General features: G+C 70.0%; 25 protein-coding genes and 1 tRNA gene. 19 read left to right on the top strand and 7 right to left on the bottom strand.

All coding sequences use genetic code 11. The features are described from left to right. The first annotated feature begins 20 nt into the window (after positions 1–20). The 11 genes from ABKA19_RS15290 (at position 21) to ABKA19_RS15240 (ending at position 10263) form a co-directional block, all read left to right on the top strand. Positions 21–380: a PepSY domain-containing protein gene (locus ABKA19_RS15290; RefSeq protein ID WP_353689624.1), complete on the top strand. Its 360-nt coding sequence runs from the start codon at positions 21–23 to the stop codon at positions 378–380. Further along, positions 380–1039, top strand: coding sequence for a response regulator transcription factor (locus ABKA19_RS15285; protein ID WP_353689623.1), 660 nt, complete (start codon positions 380–382; stop codon positions 1037–1039). The genes ABKA19_RS15290 and ABKA19_RS15285 overlap by 1 nt, the downstream gene beginning before the upstream one ends. Next, complete coding sequence (locus ABKA19_RS15280) at positions 1036–2376, top strand: ATP-binding protein (RefSeq protein WP_353689622.1); 1341 nt, start codon at positions 1036–1038, stop codon at positions 2374–2376. The genes ABKA19_RS15285 and ABKA19_RS15280 overlap by 4 nt, the downstream gene beginning before the upstream one ends. A 168-nt stretch (positions 2377–2544) precedes the next feature. Then, positions 2545–2712 carry a periplasmic nitrate reductase, NapE protein gene (locus ABKA19_RS15275; RefSeq protein ID WP_353689621.1) on the top strand — a complete coding sequence of 56 codons (168 nt, stop codon included), beginning with the start codon at positions 2545–2547 and terminating at the stop codon, positions 2710–2712. Between the two features lie 9 nt (positions 2713–2721). After that, the gene (gene napF / locus ABKA19_RS15270) at positions 2722–3216 is read left to right on the top strand and encodes a ferredoxin-type protein NapF (RefSeq protein ID WP_353689620.1); all 495 of its coding nucleotides are present in this window, start codon (positions 2722–2724) and stop codon (positions 3214–3216) included. Continuing rightward, on the top strand, positions 3213–3518 hold the full coding sequence (locus ABKA19_RS15265) for a chaperone NapD (protein WP_353689619.1): 306 nt from the start codon (positions 3213–3215) through the stop codon (positions 3516–3518). Before napF ends, ABKA19_RS15265 begins: the two co-directional genes overlap by 4 nt. Next, a complete protein-coding gene (gene napA, locus ABKA19_RS15260) occupies positions 3515–6010 on the top strand; it encodes a periplasmic nitrate reductase subunit alpha (protein ID WP_353689618.1) in 2496 nt (831 codons plus the stop codon). The genes ABKA19_RS15265 and napA overlap by 4 nt, the downstream gene beginning before the upstream one ends. A gap of 10 nt (positions 6011–6020) precedes the next feature. Then, complete coding sequence (locus ABKA19_RS15255; RefSeq protein WP_353689617.1) at positions 6021–6587, top strand: nitrate reductase cytochrome c-type subunit; 567 nt, start codon at positions 6021–6023, stop codon at positions 6585–6587. Between the two features lie 3 nt (positions 6588–6590). Further along, a complete protein-coding gene (locus tag ABKA19_RS15250; protein ID WP_353689616.1) occupies positions 6591–7190 on the top strand; it encodes a cytochrome c3 family protein in 600 nt (199 codons plus the stop codon). Between the two features lie 91 nt (positions 7191–7281). Beyond that, positions 7282–8799, top strand: coding sequence for a DcaP family trimeric outer membrane transporter (locus tag ABKA19_RS15245; RefSeq protein WP_353689615.1), 1518 nt, complete (start codon positions 7282–7284; stop codon positions 8797–8799). Positions 8800–8907: 108 nt separating this feature from the next. Beyond that, positions 8908–10263 (top strand): metal-dependent hydrolase family protein, encoded by a 1356-nt coding sequence (locus ABKA19_RS15240; protein ID WP_353689614.1) that lies wholly within the window; start codon positions 8908–8910, stop codon positions 10261–10263. A 58-nt stretch (positions 10264–10321) separates the two neighbouring features. Here the strand turns inward: ABKA19_RS15240 and ABKA19_RS15235 are convergent. Beyond that, positions 10322–10398, bottom strand: a tRNA-Met gene (locus ABKA19_RS15235). Between the two features lie 111 nt (positions 10399–10509). Between ABKA19_RS15235 and ABKA19_RS15230 the strand changes: the two genes are divergently transcribed. From ABKA19_RS15230 to bfr, 3 genes are all read left to right on the top strand, one after another. Next, on the top strand, positions 10510–11109 hold the full coding sequence (locus ABKA19_RS15230) for an RNA pyrophosphohydrolase (protein ID WP_162377895.1): 600 nt from the start codon (positions 10510–10512) through the stop codon (positions 11107–11109). A gap of 100 nt (positions 11110–11209) precedes the next feature. Beyond that, positions 11210–11407 carry a (2Fe-2S)-binding protein gene (locus tag ABKA19_RS15225; protein WP_162377894.1) on the top strand — a complete coding sequence of 66 codons (198 nt, stop codon included), beginning with the start codon at positions 11210–11212 and terminating at the stop codon, positions 11405–11407. Positions 11408–11513: 106 nt separating this feature from the next. Further along, on the top strand, positions 11514–11984 hold the full coding sequence (gene bfr, locus ABKA19_RS15220; protein WP_162377893.1) for a bacterioferritin: 471 nt from the start codon (positions 11514–11516) through the stop codon (positions 11982–11984). Here bfr and ABKA19_RS15215 read toward each other — a convergent pair. The 3 genes from ABKA19_RS15215 to ABKA19_RS15205 form a co-directional block, all read right to left on the bottom strand. Beyond that, positions 11957–14584: a hybrid sensor histidine kinase/response regulator gene (locus ABKA19_RS15215; RefSeq protein WP_502945809.1), complete on the bottom strand. Its 2628-nt coding sequence runs from the start codon at positions 14582–14584 to the stop codon at positions 11957–11959. The two genes, bfr and ABKA19_RS15215, sit on opposite strands and share 28 nt — an antisense overlap. Then, positions 14584–16443 carry an EAL domain-containing protein gene (locus tag ABKA19_RS15210; RefSeq protein WP_353689613.1) on the bottom strand — a complete coding sequence of 620 codons (1860 nt, stop codon included), beginning with the start codon at positions 16441–16443 and terminating at the stop codon, positions 14584–14586. Before ABKA19_RS15210 ends, ABKA19_RS15215 begins: the two co-directional genes overlap by 1 nt. 73 nt (positions 16444–16516) lie before the next feature. Beyond that, on the bottom strand, positions 16517–17107 hold the full coding sequence (locus ABKA19_RS15205) for a DUF4126 domain-containing protein (protein WP_162377891.1): 591 nt from the start codon (positions 17105–17107) through the stop codon (positions 16517–16519). A gap of 122 nt (positions 17108–17229) precedes the next feature. On the opposite strand from ABKA19_RS15205, the gene ABKA19_RS15200 reads away from it, so the two are divergent. The 5 genes from ABKA19_RS15200 to ABKA19_RS15180 are packed head-to-tail and all read left to right on the top strand — an operon-like array spanning position 17230 to position 20679. Further along, positions 17230–17961, top strand: a complete 732-nt coding sequence (locus ABKA19_RS15200; protein ID WP_353689612.1) for a DUF6776 family protein — start codon at positions 17230–17232, stop codon at positions 17959–17961. A 2-nt stretch (positions 17962–17963) separates the two neighbouring features. Continuing rightward, the gene (locus tag ABKA19_RS15195; protein WP_162377943.1) at positions 17964–18401 is read left to right on the top strand and encodes a bactofilin family protein; all 438 of its coding nucleotides are present in this window, start codon (positions 17964–17966) and stop codon (positions 18399–18401) included. Positions 18402–18441: 40 nt separating this feature from the next. Continuing rightward, positions 18442–18801 (top strand): iron-sulfur cluster insertion protein ErpA, encoded by a 360-nt coding sequence (gene erpA / locus ABKA19_RS15190; protein ID WP_162377889.1) that lies wholly within the window; start codon positions 18442–18444, stop codon positions 18799–18801. A 5-nt stretch (positions 18802–18806) separates the two neighbouring features. Further along, positions 18807–19736: an NAD(+) diphosphatase gene (gene nudC, locus ABKA19_RS15185; protein ID WP_353689611.1), complete on the top strand. Its 930-nt coding sequence runs from the start codon at positions 18807–18809 to the stop codon at positions 19734–19736. A gap of 52 nt (positions 19737–19788) precedes the next feature. After that, positions 19789–20679, top strand: coding sequence for a hypothetical protein (locus tag ABKA19_RS15180; protein ID WP_353689610.1), 891 nt, complete (start codon positions 19789–19791; stop codon positions 20677–20679). Positions 20680–20820: 141 nt separating this feature from the next. Here ABKA19_RS15180 and ABKA19_RS15175 read toward each other — a convergent pair whose 3' ends face one another. From ABKA19_RS15175 to ABKA19_RS15165, 3 genes are all read right to left on the bottom strand, one after another. Next, positions 20821–21234 carry a DUF2752 domain-containing protein gene (locus ABKA19_RS15175; RefSeq protein ID WP_353689609.1) on the bottom strand — a complete coding sequence of 138 codons (414 nt, stop codon included), beginning with the start codon at positions 21232–21234 and terminating at the stop codon, positions 20821–20823. Positions 21235–21240: 6 nt separating this feature from the next. After that, positions 21241–21582, bottom strand: a complete 342-nt coding sequence (locus ABKA19_RS15170; protein WP_162377885.1) for a CD225/dispanin family protein — start codon at positions 21580–21582, stop codon at positions 21241–21243. Between the two features lie 184 nt (positions 21583–21766). After that, positions 21767–23677: an MFS transporter gene (locus ABKA19_RS15165; protein ID WP_353689608.1), complete on the bottom strand. Its 1911-nt coding sequence runs from the start codon at positions 23675–23677 to the stop codon at positions 21767–21769. Positions 23678–23753: the final 76 nt, after the last annotated feature.

Genomic DNA, 23753 nt, shown 5'->3' with positions numbered 1-23753 from the left:
CCTTACCCATGCTCGGCGCCATGAACACGACAGCCAACCACACATCGCCGCCGGCTCCCCGGGTTTCCAAGACCCGCCGCCGCCTTCCCGTCCTGATCCTGGCCGCATTGCTGGCCGCGGTGCCCGCGCACCACGCGCTGGCCGACAAGAACGACCACATCGAAGCGCGCGAACTGCTCAAGCGCGGCGAGATCGTGCCGCTGGCGCGGATCCTGGAAGTCGTGCAGCAGCGCGTGCCCGGCGACGTTATCGAGGTCGAACTCGAACGCGAGGACGGTCTGTGGGAATACAAGGTCAAGGTCCTCACGCCCACCGGCCGTGTGCGCAAGCTGTACCTGGATGCGCGCAACGGCGTGGTGCTGAAGATCAAGGATGATTGATGCGCTGCCTGGTGGTCGAAGACGAGCCTGACATCCGATCCGACCTGGCGCGCGCGCTGGAGGCCGCCGGCTTCACCGTCGACGCGCTGGGCGATGGCGAATCGGCCTGGTTCCAGGGCGATGTGGAGGACTACGAAGTGGCCGTGCTCGACCTGGGCCTGCCGCGCCTGGACGGTCTGAGCGTGCTGCGCCGCTGGCGCGCGGCCGGCCGTGCGTTCCCGGTGATCGTGGTCTCCGCGCGCGGCGACTGGACCGAGAAGGTCGAAGGCATCGAAGCCGGCGCCGATGATTACCTGGCCAAGCCGTTCCAGATGGGCGAGCTGGTCGCGCGCGTGCGCGGGATCGTGCGGCGCGGCGCCGGCAGGTTGTCTCCGACGATGGTGGCCGGGCGCCTGCGCCTGGATACCGTGCGCATGACCGCCACCTTCGACGGCGCGCCGGTGCGGATCTCGCCGCTGGAATTCCGCCTGCTCGACCACCTGGCGCACCAGGCCGGCCGCGCCGTGTCGGCCGGTGAACTGGCCGAGCATCTCTACGGCGTGGACGGCAGCGGCGACGCCAATGCGATCGAGGCGATCGTCGCGCGCCTGCGTCGCAAGTTCGGCAACGATCTCATCCGCACGCGCCGCGGCTTCGGCTACCTGCTGGAGGGGGAGTGATCGCACGTTCCCTGCGCTGGCGGCTGCTGCTGGCCGCGGCCGGCGCGATCCTGCTCGCGCTCGCACTGGCATGGGTGTTCATGACCCTGCTGTTCGAACGCCACCTGGAGCGTCGGCTGGAAGTGGAGCTGACCCGCGATGCGCTGGGCCTGGTGGCTGACCTGGCGTTCGATGCGCAGGACCGACTGGCATTGGAACGCCAGCCTGTCGACGCGCGCATGGACAAGCCGGCGGGCGGCTATTACTGGCAGGTGTCGTCGCCGGCCGGCGTGCTGCGCTCGCGTTCGCTGTGGGACAGCGCACTGCCGGTGCCGCCGCAGGTGCCCGCCGATGGCTGGCGGCTGCAACGCCAGCCCGGCCCATTCAACCAGTCGGTCATGGTGCTGGAGCGCACCCTGCTGATCGATTCCGATCGTCCCGCGGTGGTGGTGCAACTGGCCCAGGACACCACGGCGCTGTCGACCGCGCGAGGCGAGTTCGGCCGCGAGCTGGCGGTGTTCTTGCTGGTGCTGTGGTGCGTACTGACCGTGGCGGCCTGGTTGCAGGTGAGCGTCGGCCTGCGACCGCTGCGACGCATTCCGGCCGAGCTGGAGGCAATGGAGCGCAGCGCCGACGCGCGCCTTCCGCCGCAGTCGCTGCAGGAGGTGCAGCCGCTCGTGGATTCGATCAACGCGCTCGCCGACGTGCGGCAGAAGGACCTGGAACAGGCGCGCCGTCGCGCCTCGGACCTGGCGCACGGGCTGAAGACCCCGCTGGCCGCATTGGCGGCGCAGAGCCGGCGCGCGCGCGAAGCCGGGGCGGCCGATGCCGCCGACGGCATGGAACAGGCGATCTCCACGATCAGGCTGGTAGTCGATGGGGAGCTGGCACGCATGCGGCTGGCGCGATTGCGCGGTAACCGCGGCGCCAGCGCCGACGTGGGCGAAGTAGTGGAGCGCCTGGCCAACGTGATCGAGCACACCGAGAAGGGCGAAACGCTGGCCCTGGGCATCGACGTCGCGCCGGGCCTGCGCCTGCCGTTCGAACCCGAACAGCTGTCGGAGATCATGGGTGCGCTAATGGAGAACGCCGCGCGCCACGCATTGCGGCAGATCAGGGTCACCGCGGCCCCAACCGCGACGGGCGTGCGGGTGGCGGTGGAGGACGATGGCCCGGGCCTGCCGGTGGGGCGGCTGCGCGCGTTGCAGGAAGACCAGGGCCAGTCGCTGGACAGCAGCGGCTACGCCGGCGACGGCCTGGGCCTGCTCATCGTCCGCGACCTGGTGCGCTCGAGCCAAGGCAGGCTGCACTTCGGCAGCTCGGCCCTGGGAGGACTGCAGGTCACGATCGACTGGTAGGCCGGCACCATCGCGCTGCAGCAGATCGAAGGCCGGTACCCGGTCGGTTTCCTCCGCACGCTGCAGGCCCGTGCCTCGTGCCCGCCGATCACCACCCCGTCTGCACGGGGGTGTGGTAGCCTCCGGGCCGAGCACTGCTGCGCACCCATTCCCAGACAGGGCAGGCACATGGAGCAGGACGGCCAGGAGGTCCGAGCGACCCGCAACCAGGAGCGCCTCGCGTTCCTGCTGGTGGTGGCGGTGATATTCCCGCTGCTGGCGATCATGATCGTGGCCGGTTACGGCTTCCTGGTCTGGATGTGGCAGCTGCTGTTCGTCGGGCCGCCGACCGGTTGAGCGATCGCCATGTCGATGCTGACCCGACGCTCCCTGCTGTTCGGCCGCCAGGCGACTGAAGCGCCCGCCCTTCGCCCGCCCTGGGCCCTGCCCGAATCCGATTTCGCCTCGCGCTGCACCCGCTGCGATGCGTGCGTGCGCGCCTGCCCGGAACAGGTGCTGGTGCGCGGCGGGGATGGACTGCCGCGCTTTGTAGCCACATCGGGCGAATGCACGTTCTGCGGCGATTGCGTGAAGGCGTGCGAAAGCGCTGCGCTGGATGCGTCGATCTCGCCGCCGTGGGAGCTGAGCGCGCGGGTGGGGGGCGGCTGCCTGTCGGCGCGCGGCGTGGTCTGCGCCAGCTGCCGCGAGGCCTGCCCGGAAACGGCCATCCACGTGGCGCCGGGCGCGCGCGGCCCGGCCGTCATCGACGCCGAGCGCTGCACCGGTTGCGGCGCCTGTGTCGGCATCTGCCCGGCCGGCGCCATCGCACTGTCGATCGAGCCGATGGAGATGCCCGCATGAATGCGAATGGCCGTGACGACGAAGTCCATATCGCGAGCTTCGTGGTCCAGCACCGCGAGGGCGCCGGGCCCGCGCTGGCGGCGATGATCGCCGCGCATGCCGATCTCGAACTTGCCGTGCCCGGCGACACCCGCAGCGTCGTGCTGTGCGAGTCCGCCGATCGCCACGCGGTGATGGACCGCGTGGACCAGTTCAAGGAGGTGCCCGGCGTGCTGAACGTGCTGCTGGTCTACCACCACGCCGAGCCGGGCCACGCCCTCGACGAACCCCTTCCCGTTGCCGACGCGAGTACACCCGCATGAGCACCACACGCCGAGATTTCATCCGCAGCAGCGCCGTCGCCACCGCCGCGGCCGCCGCCGGCCTGCCGCTCCCCGGTGGCGGCAGCAACGTCATCACCGAGGGCGACCTCACCTCGCTGAAGTGGAGCAAGGCGCCCTGCCGCTATTGCGGCACCGGCTGCGGGGTCAACGTGGCCGTGCGCGATGGCCGCGTCGTGGCCACGCACGGCGACGTCCATTCGGAGGTCAACCGCGGCATCAACTGCGTCAAGGGCTACTTCCTCTCGAAGGTCATGTACGGCGAGGACCGCCTGACCAAGCCGCTGCTGCGCAAGAAGGGCGGGGTCTACGCCAAGGACGGCGACTTCACCCCGGTGGAGTGGGAGGAAGCCTTCGATGTCATGGCCGAGCAGTTCAAGAAAGTGCTCAAGGCCAAGGGCGGCGATGCGATCGGCATGTTCGGCTCCGGCCAGTGGACGATCTGGGAGGGCTACGCCGCCAACAAGCTGATGAAGGCCGGGTTCCGCAGCAACCACATCGATCCCAATGCGCGCCATTGCATGGCCTCGGCGGTGATGGGCTTCATGCGCACCTTCGGCATGGACGAGCCGATGGGCTGCTACGACGACATCGAGGCCGCCGACGCGTTCGTGCTGTGGGGCTCGAACATGGCCGAGATGCACCCGATCCTGTGGACCCGGGTCACCGACAGGCGGTTGTCGCATCCGCACGTGAAGGTCGCGGTCATGTCCACGTTCGAGCACCGCAGCTTCGAGCTGGCCGACATCCCGATCGTGTTCAGGCCGCAGACCGACCTGGTCATCCTCAACTACATCGCCAACCACATCATCCAGACCGGCAAGGTCAACAAGTCCTTCGTCGAGAACCGGCTGAACTTCAAGCGCGGCAACCAGGACATCGGCTATGGCCTGCGCCCGGACCACCCGCTGGAGCTGGCGGCCGAGAACGCGGACGATCCGGGCGGCGGCGAGGCGATCACCTTCGAGGAGTTCGCCGAGTTCGTGAAGCCGTACACGCTCGACAAGGCCGTCGAGATGAGCGGGGTCGAGCGTGGCTGGCTGCAGCAGCTGGCCGAACTTTACGCCGACCCGGAGGTGAAGGTCACCTCGTTCTGGACCATGGGCTTCAACCAGCACACCCGCGGGGTGTGGGCCAACAACATGGTCTACAACATCCACCTGCTGACCGGGAAGATATCCACGCCCGGCAACAGCCCGTTTTCGCTGACGGGGCAGCCGTCGGCCTGCGGCACCGCGCGCGAGGTCGGCACCTTCAGCCACCGCCTGCCGGCGGACATGCTGGTGGCCAACCCCGAACACCGCAAGCACGCCGAAGAAATCTGGAAGGTCCCGCACGGCCTGATCAACCCCAAGCCCGGCTACCACGCCGTGCAGCAGAACCGGATGCTGCGCGACGGCAAGCTCAACGCCTACTGGGTGCAGGTCAACAACAACATGCAGGCGGCGGCGAACCTGTACGAGGAGACGTGGCCGGGCTACCGCAACCCCGACAACTTCATCGTCGTCTCCGACGCCTATCCGACCGTGACCTGCCAGGCGGCCGACCTGATCCTGCCCGCGGCGATGTGGGTGGAGAAGGAGGGCGCCTACGGGAATGCGGAACGCCGCACCCAGTTCTGGCACCAACTGGTCGACGCGCCGGGCGAGGCCAAGTCCGACCTGTGGCAGCTGATGGAGTTCTCCAAGCGCTTCACCACCGACGAGTGCTGGCCGGCCGAACTGCTGGCCGCCAACCCCGAGTTCAAGGGCAAGACGCTGTTCGAGGTGCTGTTCCGCAACGGCAACGTCGACCGCTACCCGGTGTCGGACATCGAGGAGGGCTACGCGAACCAGGAGTCGGAAGCCTTCGGCTTCTACGTGCAGAAGGGCCTGTTCGAGGAGTACGCCGCGTTCGGGCGTGGCCACGGGCACGACCTTGCGCCGTTCGACATGTACCACCAGGCCCATGGCCTGCGCTGGCCGGTGGTCGACGGCAAGGAGACGCGCCGGCGCTACATCGAGGGCGCCGACCCGTACGTGAAGCCGGGCGAGGGCCACAAGTTCTACGGCTTCCCCGACAACCGCGCGGTGGTGTGGGCGCTGCCGTACGAGCCACCGGCCGAGTCCCCCGACGCCGAGTACGACATGTGGCTGGTGACCGGGCGCGTGCTGGAGCACTGGCATTCCGGCTCGATGACCATGCGCATTCCCGAGCTGTACCGTTCGTTCCCGGCGGCGGTCGTGTTCATGAATCCGGATGATGCGCGCGCGCGGGGCCTCAAGCGTGGCGACGAGGTGCGCGTGGTGTCGCGGCGCGGCGAGATGCGCTCGCGGGTGGAGACGCGCGGGCGCAACCGCATGCCGGTGGGCATGGTGTTCGTGCCCTGGTTCGATGCCGGCCAGCTGATCAACAAGGTCACGCTCGACGCGACCGACCCGATTTCCAAGCAGACCGACTACAAGAAGTGCGCCTGCAAGGTCGTGATCGCCTAGGAGACATGCCATGCGCAACAAACCCCTGATCGTCGCGGTCGCCCTGGTCGCCCTGCTGTCGGTGCTGGCATTCGCCGCCGGCTGGATGTTCGGCGGCCTCAAGCGCCCGGCACCGGTGCAGGCATCGGCCGCCACCTCCACGCCGGTGGACGCGCGGGCCATCTTCATCCCCGGCGGCAGCGAGATCGATGCGCTGCGCCGCGGTGTCCCGGTCGACCAGGAAGGCCATCCGCCACCGATGGCGCGGGTGCAGAACACCGACATCCGCCGGGTGCGCAATTATCCGATGCAGCCGCCGACCATCCCGCACACCATCGATGGCTACCAGGTCGACAAGAACAGCAACCGCTGCATGCTGTGCCACGCGCGCGCCAATGCCGCGACCTTCCAGGCGCCACCGGTCAGCGTGACCCACTACATGGACCGCGACGACCAGTTCCTGGCGACGGTGTCGCCCAGGCGCTACTTCTGCAGCCAGTGCCACGTCGTCCAGACCGACGCGCCGACCCTGGTGGCCAACGGCTTCAAGGACATCGACACCGTCCTGGCCGCCGAGCCGCCGCCGGGAGGGCAGTGAGCCATGTGGGCATGGACCAAGCGGCACGCCCTGGGGTTCTGGCGGACCCTGCGTTCGCCCAGCCGCTACTACAGCCTGGGCTTCCTGACCGTGGCCGGGTTCGTCGCCGGGGTGATGTTCTGGGGCGGCTTCAACACCGCGCTGGAGGCCACCAACACAGAGGAGTTCTGCACCAGCTGCCACGAGATGCGCGACAACGTCTTCCAGGAACTGAAGGGCACGATCCACTACACCAACCGTTCCGGCGTGCGCGCCACCTGCCCGGACTGCCACGTGCCGCACAACTGGACCGACAAGATCGCGCGCAAGATGCAGGCGTCCAAGGAGGTCTGGGGCAAGATCTTCGGCACCATCAATACGCGCGAGAAGTTCCTCGACGAGCGCCTGGTGCTGGCCACGCACGAGTGGTCGCGGCTCAAGGCCAACGATTCGCTTGAGTGCCGCAACTGCCATGACTTCGATTCGATGGACCTGACCCGGCAGAGCCCCCGCGCCGCGCAGATCCACCGGCTGTGGCTGGGCACCGGTGAGCGCACCTGCATCGATTGCCACAAGGGCATCGCCCACCAGCTGCCCAACATGGCTGGCGTGCCGCAAGGATAGGGCCGGAGCGTACGCGCCCGTGCCCACGTGGTGGCTTGGCGGAAGGCGCGGCGAACGCCGCATGCCTCCGCGGCCAGCAGGGAGGTGGATCATGCGCAGGGCTTGGGTTGCGGCAGGGGTGGCCTGGCTGCTGGCGTTCTCGTTCGCACTGCCCGCGCAGGCGCAGAAGACCGACGACGAGCGCGACGCGGAGATCGAGCGGCTGCGGCAGACGGTCGACCGGCTGGTGCGGAGGATCGAAGTGCTTGAAGCCGAGCGCTCGGTACCGGCCGCTTCGACACCCGCGTCCCCGGTTCCGGGGTCATCGCAGGCGATGCCGCCATCCGCAGGCGCGGGCGTGCCGGTGACGGCCGCGATACCACCGGCAGCGGAACCACCGCCGCGGCCGCAGGCGATGTCAGCTGCCGCGCCTTCCAATGGTCCGTCGGAACCGATGCTGATGCCGGTTCCGGGGCAATCGCCGTTGCCCGCCCATCCCTCCTTCAGCGAGGACGAGCTGGCGACCTCGCGGGTGGACAACGAATTGGCCCCCGGCGAAGACGGGCAGGAGGGCTTCTTCCCGGTCCGCGGAACCTCCACATGGCTGCGCCTGAGCGGCTACGCCAAGCTGGACGCGATGGTCGACAGCGACGACGCGGGCGAGAGCGACCAGTTCATCACTTCGACCATCCCGGCGGGCGAGCAGAGCGGCGACCACAGCTTCAACATGCACGCGCGCCAGACCCGCTTCACCGTGGAAGCGCGCCGGCAGACCGACTACGGCTGGCTGCGCTTCGTGCTTCAGAACGACTTCTATGGGTCAGGCGGTTCGTACGGCTACAACCTGCGCCATGCCTGGGGCCAGCTCGGCAACACCTACGCCGGCTACGGGTTCTCGGCGTTCCTGGACCTGGACTCCGGGCCTGATACGCTCGATTTCGCCGGTCCGGGCGCGGTCCCGTTCGCGCGCCTGGCCAGCGTCCGCCAGTACCTGCCGTTGTCCAACGGCAACCAGCTGGTGTTCGCGCTGGAGCATGCGCCACCGGAGATCACGGCCGCCGCCGGTGGGGCGCGGACGACCGCGCCGAACCTGGTCCTTGCGGCACGCCACGAAGGATCGGCCGGGCACATGCAGGTGGGTGCGGTCGTGCGCCAGCTGGCCTGGCGCGACGACGCGGCCAGTGACGAGGCCATGGCCGGCGGCTTGACGGTCAGCGGCGCCTGGGGCGCGGAGGCTGGCAACTACATCACCTGGGGCGCGGTCGGTGGCCGCGGAATCGCCACCTATGTCGGCGACCTGGGAGGCATCGGGCTGGACGCGGTGGTGGACGACGACGGCTCGCTTGCGCCGCTCGACGAATGGGGCGGCTGGATCGGCTACGGCCATCCATGGAACGCGCACTGGCGTTCGACCGTGACCTGGGGCCGGCTGTACCTGGAGCGGAGTGATGCGCTGGCGCCCGAGGCGTTCCGCCGCAGCGACTATGCCGCGGCCAACCTGATCTATGCACCGCTGCCCAGCTGGAGCTGGGGTCTGGAACTGGTCTACGGCAAGCTGCAACAGCAGGACGGAACCGATGGCGATGCGTTCCGGCTGCAGACCTCGCTGAAGTACGACTTCATCAAGTAGGCCGCCTCGGACGGGTCACCTTGCCCGCCGGACAGATGTGCCATGATCGGGCCGTCCAGTACGGCAGGAGGAAACATGGGACCCGTTCCACGTCTTCGGGTTGCTGCGGTGGCTTTCCTCGCGTCGTGCATGGCCGCCGGCAGTGCCGGCGCGCATGACTTCCCCCTGGCCGCGCAAGCAGCGCAGGCCGTGGCGCCGGCGGCCAACGCGCCGGGCATGGTGCTCTTCAGGAATGTGCGGATCTTCGATGGCAAGTCCGGCCGCGTGTCCGGTCCGAGCGATGTGCTGGTGCGTGGCAACAGGATCGAGCGGATCGGCGTCAGCCTGGCGCCGGATCCGGCGGCACGGGTGATCGACGGTGGCGGCCGGGTGCTCATGCCCGGCCTCATCGATGCGCACTGGCACAGCATGATGGCCGCCCCTTCGCTGGGTGCGATACTCAATGGCGACCAGCGCTACCTGACCGCGATCGCCGCCGCCGAATCCACCCGTACCCTGATGCGCGGCTTCACCAGCGTGCGCGACGTCGGCGGTAATGCCTTCGGCCTGAAGCAGGCGGTGGACGAGGGCGTGCTGCCCGGCCCGCGCATCTATGCGTCCGGGGCGATGATCAGCGTGACCAGCGGGCACGGCGATTTCCGCCAGGCCGGCGACCTGCCGCGGACGATGGGAGCGCCGGGCCCGACCGACCTGGAAGGCGATACCGCCATCGCCGACAGTCCCGACGAGGTGCGCATGCGCGTGCGCGAGCAGCTGATGCGCGGCGCGGCGCAGATCAAGCTGACCGCCGGCGGCGGCGTGTCCTCGCCGCACAGCCCGCTCGACGCGATCACCTTCACCCCGGCCGAACTGCGCGCGGCGGTGGAGGCGGCCGGCAACTGGGGCACCTACGTCACCGTGCATGCCTACACGGCCGCGGCCGTGCGCGAGGCGGTCGAAGCGGGGGTCAAGGTGATCGAGCACGGCAGCCTGATGGACGATGCCACCGCGCGCCTGATCGCGCAGAAGGGCGTGTGGCTGAGCATCCAGCCGTTCCCGCGCGAACTGGGCAACGCCTTCCCGCCCGGTTCGGAGGAGCGCGCCAAGTTCGAGGAAGTGTTCACCGGCAACAACCACGCCTACGAGCTGGCCAGGAAGCACCGGCTCAAGACCGCATGGGGCACGGACGTGCTGTTCTCCGCCGCGCTGGCCGCGCAGCAGGGTGCGATTCTGGCCAGCCTCACCCGCTGGTACACCCCCGCCGAGGCCCTGGTCATGGCCACCGGCACCAACGGCGAGCTGCTGCAGCTGAGCGGCAAGCGCAATCCCTACCCGGGCACCATCGGCGTGGTCGAGGAAGGCGCCCTGGCCGACCTGCTGCTGGTCGACGGCGACCCGACCGTGGACATCTCGCTGGTCGCCCGGCCCGAGCAGAGCTTCAAGGTGATCATGAAGGATGGCGTGGTCTACAAGGACACGCCCTGAGCACCGCGGCCGGGCAACAAAAAACCCCGCACTGGCGGGGTTCTCCGTGGTTTCCGCATGGTGGCTATGGGTGGACTCGAACCACCGACCCCAGCATTATGAGTGCTGTGCTCTAACCGGCTGAGCTACATAGCCTCGCGGAGAACCGCGAATTCTTCACCTTCGCCGGCCGGCTGTCAATCCGGCGCTTGTCGGCCTGCCGGCCCCGTGGCACAGTCCAAGCCAGTCGAATTGGGAGTCCGCATCGTGATCGATCCGGACGGATACAGGCCGAACGTCGGCATCGTGCTCATGCGCCCGGACGGGCAGGTGTTCTGGGCGCGCCGCGTGCGCCGGGACGGCTGGCAGTTCCCGCAGGGGGGCATGCGCAGCGACGAGACCCCGACCGAGGCCATGTACCGGGAGCTGCAGGAGGAGACCGGGCTGTTGCCCGAGCACGTCGAGCTGCTCGGCGCCACGCCGGGCTGGCTGCGCTATCGCCTGCCGGGCCGGGCGATCCGCCGCGGCGGGGATGGCCCCTTGTGCATCGGCCAGAAGCAGGTCTGGTTCCTGCTGCGCCTGGTCGGCGAGGAATCCCAGGTCCGGCTCGACGCGACCGATACGCCGGAGTTCGACCACTGGCGCTGGGTCGACTTCTGGTACCCGGTCGAGCACGTGGTGACCTTCAAGCGCGGCGTCTATGCCCGCGCCCTGCGCCACCTGGCGCCGCTCGCCGAGGGCGTAGGCGCCTCGCTCCGCCAGATGCCGGCCGCCGCCCAGCAGGCGTGGCTGCCGGGCAGCAGCGCCGGCCATGACCGTCCGCGGCGCAGGCCGAACGGTTCGCGGGGGCGGCGTTCATCGGGCTGAATGGCGGCTGGGGAGACGGGCAGCGATGCGACCCCCTCTTAATTGACAACCATTCTCATTCTTGCTGGAATGGGACCATCGCTCCAGCCGGTTCCCGCCCGTGTACGTCTGCCTCTGCAATGGAGTCACCGATCGCCAGATCCGCGAAGCCGTGGACAACGGTTGCGGCAGCATCGGCGAGTTGACCATGCGCACCGGCTGCGGCGCCAACTGCGGTTCGTGCCTGGACATGGCCGCCGACATGATCGCGCAGATGCAGGCGGAGCTGCCGCTGCCGGTACTGGCCTGCGCCGCCTGAGGGCAGCCCCGGCGATCGCGCCGGAATGAACACGATTCGCGTTACTTCGCCGCCGCCCGCGGCGCGATACAGTGCGCGCGGTTTCCGGCAGCAGGAGCGCAGCCCGATGAAAGGCGACGCCAAGGTCATCGAGTACCTCAACAAGGCTCTCTACAACGAGCTCACCGCCATCAACCAGTACTTCCTGCACGCCAAGATGCTGAAGAACTGGGGCCTGAAGGAGCTGGCCGAGCACGAGTACAAGGAATCGATCGAGGAGATGAAGCACGCCGACTGGCTGTCGGAGCGGATCCTGTTCCTCGAAGGCCTGCCCAACTTCCAGGCGCTGGGCAAGCTGCGCATCGGCGAGACGCCGCGCGAGCTGCTCGAGTGCGACCTCGCCCTGGAAATGGAGGCGCTGCCGTTGCTGCGCGAGGCCATCGCACACGCCGATTCGATCGGGGACTACGTCAGCCGGCAGCTGTTCGTGAAGATCCTCGATTCCGAGGAGGAGCACGTGGACTGGCTGGAAACCCAGCTCGACCTGATCGGCCGGATCGGCGAACCGAACTACCTGCTCAGCAAGCTCGAGGACTGAGCGGGCGAGCCGGCGGTCGACAGCCAGCCCTGCAGGGCCACGCGCGCGCGCGCGAACTCGGCGATCAGCAGGGCCACGGCCACGGCCGGCCGCTCCAGCGCATGCGCGCGCGCGCCCAGTTCGATGCGCTTGGCCGCGGCCGACAGGGCCAGCGCGCCGACATTGGCGCTCGACGACTTCAGCGCATGCGCGGCCTCGCGCATGACCTCCAGGTCCGGCATCGCCGAGGCCTGCTCCATCAGCCGGATCAGGCGCGGCGCATCCTCGAGGAACAGGTTGACGATCGACAGCGCCTCGTCGCCAGCGATCTCGCGCAGTTCGTCGAGCATCTCCGGCTCCAGCACCGGCGGCGGCGGCGCCTGTACGGTGGGCGCGTCTTCCTCGGCCCGCGGCTCGGACGGGCCCGCGGACGCCTCGGGTGGCGGGCTGCCAGGCGGCGGAACGAAGATCGGCATGTCCGGCGTCATCGCCACTGCTGGAGGCTGGGCGGGAGCAGGTGCTGGCGCGGGGGCGGGCGCGCGCAAGGATGCCGCGGCAGCCTGCGCTTCGACCGGCTGAGCATTGGCGGTTGGAGCGACGGGCTCTGCCGGGGTCGCTGCAGGCGGCACCACCGGCCGGGATACTCCGGACGGCGGAGCGTCGGTGGCCGCAGGTGCCGCGGCGCTGGCCGCCGGCGCAAGTGCCGCCTTGGCAGCCGTGCGCGACGGTGCGGTGCGAAGCCAGCGGCGCAGGACGCCGTCGAGCTGGTCGCGCGCCACCGGCTTGGAAAGGTAATCGTCCATGCCGGCGTCGAGGCAGCGCTGGCGGTCGCCGGCCATGGCATTGGCGGTCATCGCCACGATCGGCAGGCGTTTTCCGGGGGCTTGGCCGGCTTCGTGTTCGCGCCAGCGCCGGGTCGCCGAATAGCCGTCGAGCACGGGCATCTGGCAATCCATCAGCACCAGGTCGTAGCTGCCGCTGGCCATGTGCGACAACGCCACCTCGCCATTGGGCGCGGTATCGCACTCGTATCCCAGGACCGACAGCAGCTTCTGCGCGACCAGCAGGTTGACCGGGTTGTCCTCGACCAGCAGCAGGCGCGGCGGCGGCCCGGCATGGACCGGTTCGGCAGCTGCGACCTCGAGCGGTTCCGGCGCCGGGGCCGGTTCGCTGGCCGCTGGCGGCGGCGCCGCCCGCCCGGCCGGTTCGAGCAGGGCGCCGCGCAGGTCCACGTCGGGCGCCAGCCGCGGCAGCAGGTCGGTGCCGGCGCGCAGTTCCTCGGGGATCTCCTCGTCGCCGTACAGCCACAGCAGGCGCACGCCGGCATAGGCCGGCGTGCGCAGCAGGGCGCGGTGGAGGGCGCGGGCGCTGTGGCGCAGGCCGTCGTAATCGGCGACCACCGCCACGAAGCCGGCCGATTGCCCTGGCGCAGTCTGCTGGCGCAGCCGCTCCAGCGCCTCCTGGGTGGTCTCGACGATGCTGACGGTCATGCCCCAGTTGGGCAGCAGCAGGGCGATGCGCTGGCGCAGGCGCAGGTTCGGGGTGATCGCGAGCACGCGGCGCGCGTCCTGCGAGGTCTGCCGTATCTGCACGTCGCCGATCACCTTCAGCAGCGGGATCTCGAACCAGAAGGTCGAGCCTTGGCCCGGCTCGGACTGTACGCCGATGCGGCCGCCCATCAGGTCGACGATGCGCTTGCAGATCGCCAGGCCCAGGCCGGTGCCGCCGTACAGGCGGGTGGTCGACGCGTCGGCCTGGGTGAAGGCGCGGAACAGCCGTTGCTGCTGCGCCTGGCCGATGCCGATGCCGGTGTCGCACACCTCGAAGCGCAGCATGTGCTGGGCCGCGGTCTCGCCCAGCCGGCGCACGCCCAGCTGGATGCCGCCGCGCTCGGTGAACTTGACCGCGTTGCCGATCAGGTTGGTCAGCACCTGGCGCAGCCGCACCGGATCGCCGCGCACCGGCAGGCGCACGTTGGGGTCGATCTGCAGGTCCAGGCGCAGGCCCTTGCCCTCGGCCTGGCGTTGCATCAGCTGCATCACCGCTTCCAGCAGCTCGCGCAGGTTGAAGCTGGTGATCTCCAGCTCCAGCCGGTTCGCCTCGAGCTTGGAATAGTCGAGGATGTCGTCGACGATGCGCAGCAGCTGCTGCGAGGATTCGTGCGCGGTGCGCAGCATCTCGCGCTGGTCCGGCGCCAGGCTGCCCCGCGCGATCAGGTCCAGCATCGGGATGATGCCGTTGAGCGGCGTGCGGATCTCGTGGCTCATGGTGGCCAGGAACTCGCCCTTGGCCATCGCCGCGGACTCGGCCGCACGCTTGGCCTGCAGCAGCTGCTGCTCGAGCTGGTCGTGGCGGTTGACGTCGCGCTGCAGCAGGTTGCACTCGTCCTCGGCGGCGGTCGCGCGCGCGCTGGCCTCGTTGAGGTCGCGCGCCAGCGCGGCATTGGAGAACAGCGCGAACATCGCCGACACCATGGTCAGCAACGCCAGTCCGGCCGACACCAGTCCCCAGGACGTGCCGCCGTTGCCGCTCAGTCCCAGGCCCATGGCCAGCAGCGTGCAGGCCCCGGACATGGCGGTGACCACGGGCCAGAATCGGCGCTGCGCCGGCATCGCCGCCATCACAGCACCGCGTTCTGGAAATCGAAGTCCAGTTCGCTGCCCACCGAGCTGACCAGGTTGCCCTGGATGTAATCGATGCCGCCCATCCACATCGCCGCGGCGGCCTGCGGATCCTCGATCTGCTGCCCGATCACCTGCAGCCCCAGGCGATGGGCCTGGTCGATGACGCCGCGCAACTGGTCGCGCAGGGTGGCGTCGGCATGGGCGCCGGCGAAGCGCGCGGCCATGCGCACGTAGCCCAGCGGCAACTGGTTGAGCAGGGCGTCGGCCTCGGTCCCGGGCTCGAACTGGCTCAGGCAGAACTGCACCCCGGCTGCCATCAGCCGGCGGCAGAATTCGCCCAGGGTCACGCTGTGGATCAGCGCATCGCCCAGGCGCAGGTCGATCACCACCGAGGTGCCGTCGATCCCGCGCTGCGCGATCGTCTGCAGCAGCCAGTCGGCGAAGGCTTCGCGGGCCAGCGTCCTCGGCGACTGCGAGACGAACAGGCGCAACGGCCGGCCTTCGGCGCCGCGCTGCGCGATCATGTCCAACGCGTGCTCCATCACCTGCTGGTCGAGGTCGGCGATGCGTCCGCTGGCCTCCGCTGCCGGCACGACCTGGCCGGCGGACAGCAGGGTGCCATCGGGCCGGCGCAGGCGCAGCAGCACCTGGTACTGGGCCTGTTCGTTGCCGGCCACGGCCACGATCGGCTGGTAGGCCAGCTCCAGCTGGCCTTCGAGCAGGGCCAGGCGCTCCTGCGCCTCGGTGTCGCTGGGCGGCACGTAGGCGGCCACGCCTTCGCTGTGCAGGCGCGCCTGCAGCGCGCTGCGCTCGGTCGCCTCCAGCGCCGAGCCGGCATCCTCGAATCCGAGGGAAAGCGCGGTATAGCCGACCGCGCTGCGCAGCTGCACCTGTTCGTCCTCGCGTACGGCGAAGCCATGTTCGGCCAGGCCTGCGCGCAGGCGCTGCGCATGGGATTCGAGCGCCGATTCGTCCAGCCCGCGGGCCAGGGCAAGGAAACTGTTGTCGTTGAGGCGGGCCAGCGGCGCGGTCGCGTCGATCCGCGCCAGGCACATGCCAGCCTGGGCCATGAGGCGCTCGAAGGCCGCATAGCCGTAGCGCTCGCGCAACCCCAGGGCGCTGGCGATCTCGATGAAGAACAGGCCGCCGCTGGCACCTGCGCGCAAGGCTTCGTCGACCTGCTGCAGCAACCAGCCGCGCGTGGCCAGCCCGGTTTCCGGGTGGCTGCGCAGCACCGCGCTTGCCTGCGGCGACGGCTGGCGCTGCTGCGCCCGCGAGCGCTGGATGCGGTTGGACACCGCGGCGATGAGGTGGCGCGGCCGGATCGGCTTGGTCAGGAAATCATCGGCCCCGCTCTCGAGCACTTCGAACTGGCGCTCCGGATCCGGGTCGCCGGTCAGGAACACGATCGGCAGCAGCTGGAACTCCGGCTGCTGCCGGATCAGGGTGGTCAGGCGCATGCCGTCCAGGCCGGGCATGTGCAGGTCCATCAGGATGAGGTCGGGGTCGAAGCGGCCGATCGCATCGATCACGCCGTCCGGTTGCATCTGCACCTCGGCCTTCATGCCGGCGCCGTGCAGCACGCTCTGCGCGAACAGGGCCTGGGTGCGGTCGTCCTCGACGATCAGGATGCGGAAAGGCGATTCGGCATTGCTGTCGCGCGGCGCTTCGCCACCCGTGGAAGGGGAGGCGGCCGGTGCGGGGGGAGTCGGGTCGGCGGCGGGCGTTGCCGCGGCCGGCATCGTGGCCGCGTCCCCGGTCCAGCGCCGCCAGTAATGCGGGGGCGGCGCTTCCGCGCGCATGCGCTGGCGCGCGGCCGCATCCTCCGGCAACGAAGCGGGTTCTCTCACGGCCATCAGTCTTCCCCCTGCTGGGACCGCATTATGTGACCAACTGCGCGGGTGAGGACAAGTGCGCGGGGCATGCGCTTCAGGCCGGTGGCGAGGCGAACAGGCGGCGCACGCCGCGACTGAGGGTGCGCCAGACCCACCACACCAGCAACGCGCCCAAGAGGCTGGCGCCGACCACCAGCAGCAGCGCGATCCACGGATGGGCGATGGCCAGGGCCAGGCCGCCGACCACCACCGTGTCCTCGGCGGCCGATGCGACCCAGTTGCTGGCCGGCTCGGGCGAGGTGTTCAGCAGTGCGCGCGTGCCGGACTTCAGGCCATGGCTGACCAGGGCCACGCCGGCGCCGGCCGCCAGCGCGCCCGCCCCCAGCTGGCCGTCGGGCGAGAGCGTGGCCGCGGCCAGGAAGGCGCCGGCGGGTACCCGGGCCAGGGTCTGCAGCAGGTCCCAGACCGAATCCACGCCCGGGATCTTGTCGGCGAAGAACTCGGCCAGGGCCAGCGCGCCGGAGGTGCCCAACACCCACCAGGACTGGGTCGGCGCCAGCGCCGGCGGCAGGTCGACCCAGCCCATCAGGCCGGCCAGGCCGACGCCGAAGACGGTCAGGTAGGCGCGGATGCCCGCCATCCAGGCCAGCAGGATCCCGATCACGTAGATGTGGGCATCGGTCATGGGCACTCCTCCCGGGTCCGCCGCGTCGCGGGGTGGGGTCAGGAAACACGGGCTACACTAGCCGGCCCGGTCGATCCGCAGTATAGGCAGAATCGGTCCGACGCCGGCCTGCCCAGTCCCCCATGACAGAACCCGTTCCCCGCTTCCGCGTGGTTCCGCGCCAGCCCGGATTCCCGGCCCGCGGCTGGATCATCGCCATCGCGATCGCCTGGCTGTTGTCGCTGGCGGGCGCCTGGGCATTGGCGACCTGGTTCGCCGCCCCGGGCCTGGGCGACACCCGCGGCCAGTTGCGCACGGCCGAGCGCACCGCCGCCCAGCAGCAGCGCCAGCTGGAGGAACTGAGCCAGCGCATGGTCACCCTGTCGCGTTCGGACCAGATCAGCCGCGCGGCCAACACCGAGCTGCAGTCGTCCCTGGCCGAGCGCGACGAGGAGATCGCCGCGTTGCGGGCCGACGTGGCCTTCTACGAGCGGCTGGTCGGCGCCACCGCCCAGCGCAAGGGCCTGAACGTGCACTCGATCGAGTTCGCGCCCACCGAGGCCGGCAGCTGGAACTACCGCGCGGTGCTGACCCAGAACCTGAACCGCGGCGCGATCAGCCAGGGCCAGCTGCGCTTCTCGATCGAGGGCGTGCGCGCCGGCAAGCTGGCCACCCTGGACTGGGGCGACCTCAACCAGCGCGACGACGCGCCCGGCCAGGACTATTCGTTCCGGTATTTCCAGGAACTGACCGGCAACGTGATGCTGCCCAAGGATTTCACCCCGCAGCATGTGCGAGTCTCGCTGCGAGGCGGCGCGGGGGGCACCGAGCAGACTTTCGACTGGAAACTCGCGGGTAGCGGGGGAGCGAGATGAACATGTTCAAGAACAAGTCCACCCAGCGCGACGGCTTCGCCATCGACACCCTGATCGGGCCGGAAGTGGTCATCCGGGGCGACCTGGAGTTCAGCGGCGGCCTGTACGTGGAGGGCCGGATCCTGGGCAAGGTGGTCGCGGCCGAGGGCAAGCCGGCCAGCCTGCTGCTGGCCGAGCAGGGCACGGTCGAGGGCGAGATCCGCGCCCCGGTGGTGATCATCAACGGCACCCTGGTGGGCGACGTCCATGCCGGCGAGCGGATCGAACTGGCGCAGAAGGCGCGGGTCGAGGGCAACGTGCACTACTCGGTGGTGGAGATGAGCGCCGGCGCCCAGCTCACCGGGCGGCTGGTCCATGTCCAGTCGCAGGAGGCGCGCGCGCTGCAGGCGCAGGACACCGGCGCCACGCCGATCACCGCGGCCAAGGCCGCCAAGGCGTGAAAGACTTGATCGGGGCGCCCGCCGCCCCCATCTTGGCGCCATGGAAATCCTGCCCAGCTACCAGCAACTCGAGCAGCCGCTGCGTTTCAGCCTGGCCGCCGCCTCCAAGGTCCGCGAGCTGATCGCCGAGGAGGGCAACGGCGACCTCAAGCTGCGCGTCTACATCCAGGGCGGCGGCTGCTCCGGCTTCCAGTACGGGTTCGAGTTCGACGAGAACCAGGCCGAGGACGACATGGCCGTCAACACCGACGGCGTGACCCTGCTGGTCGACCCGCTGAGCCTGCAGTACCTGATGGGCGCCGAGGTGGATTACAGCGAGGGCCTGAGCGGCGCCCAGTTCGTGATCCGCAACCCGAACGCGAAGACCACCTGCGGCTGCGGCAGCAGTTTCAGCGTCTGAGCCGTATGGGCGACGCGGTGCCATTCCCGCAGCGCCTGGATGGATTCGCGTTCGCGGGCTCCCCCGCGTTCGATCGCGCCGATGCGCTGCGCGCCGATGCCGCGGCCCTGCGCGGCCTGTGGCCCGAAGCGCGGCTGCTGGTGCTCGATGGCGAAGGCCGCGCCGCCGCCGATGCCGAGGGCAGGGTGCTCGAACTGGGCGGCGCGCGGCTTGGCGGCGGGCCGGGGGCCTCGACTTTCCTGGGCCTGTCCGCGGGACAGGCCTGGTTCGCGCTGGAGGCGGCCACCCTGTCGGGCGTGGACGTGCCGCGCTGGATCGACCTGCGCAGCGCCGCGGCGCAGTGGCCCGCCGACCTGGCCAGCCTCTTCGCCTATGCGCGCGGGATGCTGTACTGGCATGCACGCAACCGCTATTGCGGCGTGTGCGGCGGCAACGTGGCCTTCGATCGCGCAGGGTTCCTCGGCCACTGCGCCAAGTGCGGCAACGACCACTACCCGCGGGTCGACCCGGCGGTGATCGTCGCGGTGAGCGATGGCGAGCGCCTGCTCCTGGGCCGCCAGCCCGGCTGGCCGCCACGGCGCTGGTCGGTCGTGGCCGGTTTCGTCGAACCCGGCGAGGCACCCGAGCAGACCGTGGTCCGCGAAGTCCATGAAGAGACCGCCGTGCGGGTGCGTGCCTGCCGCTACCTCGGGGCCCAGCCGTGGCCGTTTCCCGGTGCCCTGATGCTCGGGTTCGAGGCGCTGGCCGAACCGGACGAGCCACGGGTCGACGGCGAGCTGGAGGACGCGCGCTGGTTCACCCGCGAGGAGATCGGCGAGGCGCTGGCGCGCGACGGATCGGAACCCGAGGGCCTGTTGCTGTCGCCGCCGATTTCGATCGCGCGGTCCCTCATCCGCCATTGGCATGCGAACGGGGCGATGCTCACGCGCGCTTAGCGTCCGCGATGCCGGCCTGCGGCTAGAATCGGCGCAGGGAGGGTCCACACCGATGTTCACTACGCTGGTCGCCGTCATCGCTGCGCTGGTGCTGGGGCATGTCGCACCGGCGCTGGCCCGGTCGCTGCGCGAACACCCCTGGTACGCCCGGTGGCTGCTGTGGCTCGGGTCGCACCCTGACGACGGTGGCCTCTGGTACGGCCGGCACGGGATCTGGCTGGCGTTGCTGCCACTGGTGCTGCTGGTGGGCGCCGTGCAGCTAGCCCTGTCCGGTTGGCTCATGGGACTTCCGGCCCTGCTGTTCGGCGTGGTCGTGCTGGTCTGCACCTGGGGTCCGCGCGACCTGGACATCGACGTCGAGTCGGTGCTCGATGCATCCGATCCGCAGGCACGTGCCGAGCGCCTTGCACGGCTGGCACCGGAGCCGGGCGTTGCGGTCGTCGAAGGCCCGGCGTTGCCCGGCGTGGTGATGCGCAGTGCGCTGCGCCGCTGGTTCGCGCCGCTGTTCTGGTTCCTGCTGCTCGGCCCGGCCGGCGCGGTGCTGTACCGCCTGGTCGAGCGTGCAGTGGTCGTCGATGGACCGGTGCTCCCGGCGGAGAACGCGGCCGGTGCACGCGTCCTGTTGCAATGGCTGGAGTGGCCGGTGGCGCACCTGATGACGCTGGCCCTGGCGCTGGCCGGCAATTTCGACCTGGTGTTCCGCACCTGGCGCGCGGCCGGCGGCGACCGCTGGCAGCCGGCGAGCGGTTTCCTCGAGGCCGCCGGTCGCGCCGCGGTGCGCGGCGAGCTGGCGGAGGAGATCGAGGATTACCGCAGCGAAGGACTGGTGCCGGTGATGGGCGAGCTGGTCGAGCTGCGCGATGCGATGAGCCTGGTCTGGCGCATGCTGCTGCTGTGGCTGGCGCTGCTGGCGCTGCTGGTCATCGCCGGCTGGGTGAGCTGATTGCGCTCCATGGCGATCGAGCCGGTTCCAGCCCGGTCACCCACGCATTGATGGAAAGATGGTGCGTGCGGGCAGCGGGGCGAGCCCCGCTCTACGTGGTACGGATCTAGCGGGCCGCCGCAGCGCGTGCGATGCCGCGCCTCAGCCCGGCGCCAGCAGGGTGAACGGAAGCCACGGCAGGTTGCGCGCCACCCAGTAGCCCGGCAGCACCCACAGCCACAGCTTCGGCTCCATCGCCACATCCATCAGCGGCCGCAGCACGCGCGGTTGCCAGCCCTGCGACCAGGCGACCATCAGCGCCATCAGCGGCAGCATCAGCACGCCGAGCGGGTTCATGGCCAGGGCGCCGGCGAGGTCGCCGTGCACCAGCGCGTGCAGCGCGCGGGTCAGCCCGCAGCCGATGCAGTACAGGCCGGTGAAGGCATGGAACATGCACGGCGGGAAGGGACTTCCCGCCGCGTTGGGGTCGAACGTCCGCAACAGCCAGACGCCGGCACCGGCCGCGACCGCGGCCGATGCCACGCCTGCAATGCGCAGCGTGCGCGAGACTGCCATGGACCGTTACTGCATCGACTCGATCTGCTCGAGCATCTGCTGGTACTCGGCCATGCCACCGGTCGAGAAGAAGTAGATGTTCATCAGCAGGCCGATGATGGCCAGCGCGGTGGCGACCCAGCACCAGGTCTTGGCGTTGGCCGAGGCGCGGCGCGCGCCGTCGAGGTCGCCCGCGCGCAGCAGGCCGTTGACCTTGGCCGAGAACACGATGGCGACGATGCCGACCAGGCCCAGCGGGCAGCACAGGCAGGTCGCCAGCACCGTGGACACGATCGCCCAGGCCAGGTGGTTCGGGATCGGCTCGTGGACCGGCGCGGCGTTCGGAGTGGGCGGCGGGACGTAACTCATGGCAGTGCCTCCTGGCGGTTTCGGGTAATGGAATCGTGCGCTACGGCGGTACGTCTGCGCCGCCGCGTGGTGCGGCGGACGGGTAATCCATGGCGCCGGGCCTCCCGGTCGCCGCTCCGCGTCCCCCGGCGCGTCCTGGCAAGCCTAACCGACCGGCTGCCGGCGGCAAAGGCGGGCGCGCCGTTCAGGCCGCATCGCCGCGCAGTTCGCGCACGCGCGCTTCGAGCTCCGCGGCCGACGGCTGCCCGTCCAGCGGGGGGGCGGCGACCACTTCCACCTGCGCGCGGAAGCGGCGCGGCACGCGCATGCGGCCCAGCCGGCCGTCGCGACGGCTCCACATGCTCGACCACATGCCGCGCAGGGCCATCGGCACGACCGGCACCGGCCGGCCGGCCTGGGCGGCGCGCTCGAGGATCTTCTCCACGCCGGACTTGAACGGGGCGATGGCGCCGTCCTTGGTCAATGCGCCTTCGGGGAAGATGCACACGAGTTCGCCTTCGGCCAGGGTCGCGTCGATCTCGTCGAACGCGCGCTGCATCAATGCCGGGTCTTCGCGCGCGCCGGCGATCGGGATGGCCCTGGCGGTGCGGAAGATCCAGCGCATCACCGGGATGTTGAAGATCCGGTAGTACATGACGAACCGCACCGGCCGCGGGATGCTCGCCGCCAGGATCAGCGCATCCATGTAGCTGACGTGGTTGCACACGATCAGCGCGGCGCCCTCGTCGGGTACGTTGTCCTCGATGCCGCGGGGCCGCATGCGGTACAGCGCGCGCACCATCAGCCAGCTGAGGAACCGCATCAGGAACTCGGGCACCAGGGCGAAGATCCAGCCCGCGACCACGAGGTTGGCGATGGCCAGGGCGAGCAGCACCTGCGGAATCGTCCATTCCAGCACCTGCTGCAGGGCGATGCCGACCAGCGCGGCGGTCACGATGAACAGCGAGTTCTGGATGTTCACCGCGGCGAACACCCGCGACATCTCCGATGCGGGGGTCCGGCTCTGCACCAGCGCGAACAGCGGCACCACGAAGAAGCCGGTGAACAGGCCGATGCCCAGCAGGTCGACGATGATGCGCACGCTGCCGGGCTGGTCCAGGAAGCCGGCGATGTCGAGCCCGCCCACCGGTGCCGCGCCCGAGCGGGCGAAATACAGGTCGAGCAGGAACGCGCTCATCCCGAACGCGCCCAGCGGCACCAGTCCGATCTCGACCGTGCGCGCCGACAGCTTCTCGCACAGCAGCGAACCGGCGCCGGTGCCGATCGAGAACAGGGCCAGCGCACCGATGTACAGCGCCGCCGAGCCGGATGCGCCGCCCAGGTTCACTTCCGCGTAGGCCGGCAGCTGCGAGGTCAGCAGCGTGCCGAAGAACCAGAACCAGGACACGCCGAGGATCGCGTTGCGCACCGCCGGCTGGCGCCGGGCCATGCGCAGCACCGCCAGCGATTCGGGCAGCGGGTTCCAGTGCACCTTCAAGCCGGGGGCGCCGGCATCCACGCGCGGGATCCGCCGCGCGACCAGGTTGCCGGTGACCGCCAGCAGCACGATCGCGGTGGCGGCCACGGCCGGGCCCTGCGCGCCGGCCAACTGGAAGATCAGGCCGCCGAAGATCATGCCGAACAGGATCGAGATCGACGTGCCCATCTCGACCAGGCCGTTGCCGCCGGTCAGCTCCTCGGGCTTGAGGATCGCGGGCAGCACCGAGTACTTGACCGGGCCGAACAGGGTCGACTGCACGCCGGTGCAGAACAGCGCCACCAGCAGGACCGGCATGTTCTGCAGCAGGAAGCCGGCCGCGGCCAGCGACATGATCGCGATCTCCATGGCCGTGGTGATCACGATCAGGCGCTGCTTCTCCAGCTTCTCGGCCACCTGGCCGGCGATGGCCGAGAACAGGAAGTAGGGCAGGATGAAGATCGCCGGCGCGAGCATCGCGTACAGCGAACGCTGCTCGGTGGTCACCCCGAGGAAGAACAGCAGGCCGATGATCGCCTGGCGGTAGACATTGTCGTTGAAGGCGCCCAGCGCCTGCACGATGAAATAGGGCAGGAAGCGGCGCTGGGTCAGCAGCGCGAACTGGCTGTGGCCGGACATGCAGGTCTCCGCGGGGCTGCGCGGAGCCTAGCAGACCGGAATGGCCGCGGCGCGTCGGCGGCGGGGCAACGGCCGC

The organism is Pseudoxanthomonas sp. Soil82 (assembly GCF_040446535.1).
Classification (GTDB): Bacteria; Pseudomonadota; Gammaproteobacteria; order Xanthomonadales; family Xanthomonadaceae; genus Pseudoxanthomonas; species Pseudoxanthomonas kaohsiungensis.
Note: the sequence above shows the minus strand (reverse complement) of the source record. Positions and strands in the feature narration are given on the sequence as shown.